Origin of the sequence: Prauserella sp. PE36, from assembly GCF_003311655.1 — a bacterium.
GTDB lineage: Bacteria > Actinomycetota > Actinomycetes > Mycobacteriales > Pseudonocardiaceae > Prauserella_A > Prauserella_A endophytica.
The window spans coordinates 1-5,008 of sequence record NZ_QEQT01000095.1 but is presented as its reverse complement, the minus strand read 5'-3'; the positions used below and the strand labels follow the sequence as shown (position 1 = coordinate 5,008).

Below are 5,008 nucleotides of genomic sequence, written 5' to 3'. Positions count from 1 at the left end.
CGGGACTGTGTCGTGAGCGGTGTTTCCGGCCCGACACGCCGGGGGTGAAATCCGGCGGGATGGGTACGGACAGTGATGGCATCCGATGCTGTGAGCGCGGATCAGAGGAAGATGAGGAAGTCGGAGCGGGAGCGGTCGGCCGAGCAGGCTGCCGCGGCGGCGATGGTGGCGCAGGCGCGGGAACGTGGCCTGTCGCTCACTGGGCCGGACGGGCTGTTGAAGCTGTTCACTAAGAACGTTCTGGAAGCGGCGCTGAACGAGGAGATGACCGAGCATCTCGGGCACGCGAAGAATCGTGCCGATTCGAATCGTGATTCGGCGAATGTGCGGAATGGGGCCCGGGGGAAGACGGTGGTTTCGGACGCGGCTGGAGAGGTGAACATCGTGGTTCCCCGGGATCGGGAATCGACTTTCGAGCCGAAGATCGTGAAGAAACGTCAGCGTCGACTGACTGACGTGGATGAGATCGTGTTGTCGTTGTATGCGAAGGGGTTGACCACGGGCGAAATTTCGGCGCATTTCGCCGAGATTTACGGCGCGTCGGTGTCGAAGGAGACGGTGTCTCGGATTACCGACAAGGTGATCGAGGAGATGCAGGACTGGGCAAGCCGTCCACTGGAGCCGGTCTACGCCGCGGTGTTCGTGGACGCGATCGTGGTCAAGGTGCGGGACGGCCAGGTCGCCAACCGGCCGTTCTACGCCGCGATCGGCGTCACCACCGACGGCCGCAAGGACGTGCTCGGATTGTGGGCCGGTACCGGCGGCGAGGGCGCCAAGTTCTGGATGAGTGTGCTGGTGGATCTCAAGAACCGCGGCGTTAAGGACGTGTTCTTCCTGGTTTGTGACGGCCTCAAGGGGTTACCGGAGGTGGTGGAGCAGGTGTGGCCACAAACGATCGTCCAGACGTGCGTTCTGCATTTAATTCGTAATTCGTTTCGGCTGACTTCCCGGAAATACACGGACGCGTTGAAACGCGACCTGAAAGAAATCCACACGGCACCCAACGCCGACGCCGCCGCAACGGCACTGGACGAACTGGACGAGAAATGGTCGAAGAAATACCCAGCCATGGTTCGACTCTGGCGTAACGCCTGGACCGAATTCGTTCCTTTTCTGGACTACGATATCGAGATCAGGAGGATGATCTGCTCGACGAACGCGATCGAGTCGTTGAACGCACGCTACCGGCGCGCGATCCGGGCACGTGGGCACTTCACCACCGAGCAAGCGGCGATGAAGTGCTTGTATCTTGTGACCCGCAGCCTCGACCCCACAGGGACCGGGGCGGCACGATGGATGATGCGTTGGAAGCCAGTGATCAACGCGTTCTCCATCACCTTCGGTGACCGCTGGCCGGTGACCGAGACCTACTAATCGACACCGCCGGAAACACCGTTCGCGTTACGGACCCAGATCAACAGCGGATCCAGATTGAACGCAGTGAAGGTGGCCTTCACTGCGGACGGAAGCAGGAGGAGAGGCTGCCCCCAAGGCCACCTTTGTTGCGTTCAACGCAGCAAAGGTGGCCTTGGGGGGCAGTTATTGCACGTGTGCGGTCAGCCGGTGACGGCGCGGAGGGAGCCGGGGCGACGGCCGGTGAGTTGGTCGAGCGCGGCGCCCGTGGCCTCGTCGGCCGGCAGGTAGACCAGCAGGCGCTGGTCGTCGTCGGGCAGGGCCAGTGTCTCGTACGCCAGCAGCAGTCCGCCCACCTCGGGATGCACCAGCCGCAGCTCCCCGGTGTCCGGTACCGGCGAGGGCGGACACCGCAGCCGGTCGGCGAACGGGGCGCCCGCGGTGACGGTCAGCTCGTCGGTCAGCGCGGCGAGATGCGGGTCGTCGCCGGGAGGGCCGAGCTTGAGGTTCGCGACGTGCTCGTCGGCGACGCGCTCCCAGTCGGCGAAGACGGTGTGCGCGCGGGCGTCGGTGAACAGGAACCGCACCAGGTTCGGCGCTTCGGCGTCGAGCAGCCCCGCCGGCCCGGCGAGCCGCTCGTAGGCGGGGGTGTACGCGAGCACGTCGCTCAGCCGGTTCAGCAGCAGCGCGGGAGCGGGTTCGAGCCGGTCGAGCAGCGCGCGCACGGTCGGCCGCACCGTGCGCGCCGGCGGCATGCCTGCCGGGCAGAGCGCGGCGCCGGCCAGCGACTTGGCGGTGTGGGCCAGCAGCTGGCGGTCGGTGAGCGACAGGCGCAGCGCGTCGGCGATCGCGCCGAGCACCTGAGCCGAGGGGTGCCGGTCGCGGCCCTGTTCCAGCCGCGTCAGGTACTCGACGCTGATCCCGGCCAGTGTCGCCAGCTCGGACCGGCGCAGGCCGGGCGTACGGCGGCGCGGCCCGCTCGGCAGGCCCACCCGCTCGGGCGTGACCGCCTCGCGGCGGGCGCGCAGTAACGTCCCCAGCTCGTTGTCGCTCACTCCCGAAACGCTACCCGCGGCGGGTACCTCGAAGGGTGGCCCTCGTGGGGCCAGTCTCAGCGCGGCCTCCCCGGCGACCCGGAAGCGCGCGAGGCTCGCCGTCATGACGACAGAGAACGTGACCACCACCGGCCTCCCGCTCACGCCCGGCGCGTGGACGCTCGACCCCTTCCACTCCGCGGTCAACTTCACCATCCGCCACCTCGGCATCTCCAAGGTGCGGGGCCGTTTCGCCGAGTTCGACGCCGCGCTGACGGTCGGCGAGACGCCGGCCGACTCGTCGGTGACCGCCACCGTCGCGCTCGCCTCGATCGACACCGGCAACGCCGACCGCGACGCGCACGTCCGCGCGCCCGACCTGCTCGACGTCGCCACGCGGCCGACGATGCGGTTCGTCTCGACGCGGCTGGACGGCGAGGGCGAGGACTGGACGATGGATGGCGAGCTGACCATCGGCGACGTGACGCGGCCGGTCACCTTCGCCGTCGAGTTCGGTGGTGTGGACAGGATGGCCGAGGACGCGCCGAGGCACGCCGGGTTCGAGGCGACCGGCGAGATCCGGCGCGGCGACTTCGGCCTCAGGTTCGCGCCCGGCATCCTGGGCGAGGTCGTGAAGATCCAGCTCGACGTCCAGTTCGTCGAACGGGCCTGAGGGGAGCTCATCGATGCGCTACCGCCCGCACGGTCAGACCGGACTGCGAGTCTCCGAGCTGTTCCTCGGCACGATGGCGTTCGGCGCGCCCGTGCCCGAGAGCGACTGCCGGGAGATGCTCGACGCCTTCGCCGACGCGGGTGGTAACGCCATCGACACCGCCGTCGTCTACCGCGGCGGCGAGAGCGAGAGGATCCTGGGCGAGCTGCTTCGGGGCCGCCGGGACCGGTTCGTGCTCGGCACGAAGTACGCGCTGAGCCGGGACGCCACGGACCCCAACGCCTCTGGCAACCATCGCAAGAACCTGCGCCTTTCGCTCGAGACGAGTCTGCGCAGGCTGCGCACCGACTACCTCGACCTGTACTGGGTGCACGTGTGGGATCTCCGCACGCCCGCCGAGGAGATCCTGCGGGCGCTGGACGACGCCGTGCGCACGGGGAAGGTCCTGCACGTCGGCATCTCCGACACCCCGGCGTGGTGGGTCAGCCGTGCGAACCAGCTCGCCGAGTCGCGGGGCTGGACGCCGTTCTCCGCGGTGCAGGTGCCGTACAACCTGCTGTGGCGTGATGTCGAGCGCGAGCTGCTGCCGATGGCGGAGGCGCTGGGGCTCAGCGTCACCACGTGGAACCCGCTGGCGGGCGGCGTGCTGTCCGGCCGATATCTCGACGGCGGAACCGGTGGCGGCAGGCGGGATCCCGCGACGCTGACCGAGCGCGACCACGCCGCGGCGCGCGTGGTGCGCGACGTCGCCGGGGAGCTGGGCGCGACGCCGTCGCAGGTGGCGATCGCGTGGCTGCTGGCCCGCTCGCCGTCGGTGCTGCCGATCCTCGGGCCGCGCACGCCCGCCCAGCTGAAGGACGCACTGGGCGCGGCCGGCCTCGAGTTGCCCGGGGAGGCCATCGAGCGGCTCACCGGTGCGGTGCCGTTCGAGCGCGGGTTCCCCGCCGACTTCCTCGAGGGTCTCGACATCTAGGGCTAGGTCGTGTCTCCTTATTGCCGAAGCCATAGGGTGATCGCGCGGAGGACGATGCCTCCTCGGTAGACGGCGGCGAGCTTGTCGTAGCGAGTGGCGATGCCGCGCCATTGCTTGTGGTCGTTGAAGGACCGTTCGATCACGTTGCGCCGCTTGTAGGTCAGGGCGTCGAACTCGGGTGGGCGGCCTCCGGCGGCGCCACGCCGTCTGCGGTGAGCAATCTGGTCTGCGGGCTGTGGGATCACGGTCTTGATGCCCCGGGCTCGCAGTCTGGCTCGAATCGCTCGGGATGAGTAGGCCTTGTCGCCGATCAAGGCCTCGGGGCGAGTGCGCGGCCGACCTGGACCGAGCCGTTTGACGGCCAGGTGGGACAGCAGCGGCGCGAGCATGGGGGAGTCACCGGCCTGGCCGGGTGTGAGTGCGATGACCAGCGGGCGGCCGCGGCCGTCGACGAGCTGGTGGATCTTGGTCGACATCCCGCCCCGCGAGCGTCCCAGCGCATGATCAAGCGGCTCGGCGCGTAGATCCTTGTAGTTCGGCTCAGCCCCCTGTGGGCCGCCGACCTGCGGGATGTTCGACCCGTCGCAGGGTGACCGCGTGCTGGTGGGCGCGGTTGATGGTGGAGTCGACCGACACCGTCCAGTCCACCCCGCCGGCGGCGTCAGCCTCAGCGACCAGCCGAGCGTGGATCTTATCCCAGGTCCCATCGGTCGAGAACCGCTTGTGCCGCTTCCACAGCGTCTGCCACGGTCCGAACGACTCAGGCAGGTCCCGCCACGCGATCCCGGTCCGGAATCGGTAGACGATCCCCTCGACCACCTGCCGGTGATCCCTAAACGGCCTGCCTCGCTGGCCATCCGAGGACGGCATCAGCGGCTCAATCCGAGCCCATTGAGCGTCAGTAAGCACCGCAAACCGTGACATGCGATCAACAATCCCAGCTCACACCGCAGATCTTTAGGAGACACGCCCTAG

The 5,008-nt window shown here is 68.4% G+C and carries 5 protein-coding genes; 3 read left to right on the top strand and 2 right to left on the bottom strand.

Going from position 1 to position 5,008, the window contains the following annotated elements; genetic code table 11:
• The first annotated feature begins 111 nt into the window (after positions 1-111).
• Positions 112-1,374 (top strand): IS256 family transposase, encoded by a 1,263-nt coding sequence (locus DI005_RS30060; protein ID WP_369973599.1) that lies wholly within the window; start codon positions 112-114, stop codon positions 1,372-1,374.
• A 182-nt stretch (positions 1,375-1,556) separates the two neighbouring features.
• On the opposite strand, the gene DI005_RS30055 is transcribed toward DI005_RS30060, so the two are convergent.
• The gene (locus DI005_RS30055; RefSeq protein WP_113644397.1) at positions 1,557-2,408 is read right to left on the bottom strand and encodes a helix-turn-helix domain-containing protein; all 852 of its coding nucleotides are present in this window, start codon (positions 2,406-2,408) and stop codon (positions 1,557-1,559) included.
• 103 nt (positions 2,409-2,511) lie between these two features.
• Between DI005_RS30055 and DI005_RS30050 the strand changes: the two genes are divergently transcribed.
• On the top strand, positions 2,512-3,060 hold the full coding sequence (locus DI005_RS30050) for a YceI family protein (protein WP_113644396.1): 549 nt from the start codon (positions 2,512-2,514) through the stop codon (positions 3,058-3,060).
• Between the two features lie 13 nt (positions 3,061-3,073).
• Positions 3,074-4,033, top strand: coding sequence for an aldo/keto reductase (locus DI005_RS30045; RefSeq protein ID WP_113644395.1), 960 nt, complete (start codon positions 3,074-3,076; stop codon positions 4,031-4,033).
• Positions 4,034-4,050: 17 nt separating this feature from the next.
• Here the strand turns inward: DI005_RS30045 and DI005_RS30040 are convergent.
• A protein-coding gene (locus DI005_RS30040) for an IS5 family transposase (RefSeq protein WP_369973583.1) occupies positions 4,051-4,957 on the bottom strand; the annotation gives its coding sequence in 2 pieces (ribosomal slippage) (positions 4,051-4,588 and positions 4,587-4,957; 909 coding nt in all).
• Positions 4,958-5,008: the final 51 nt, after the last annotated feature.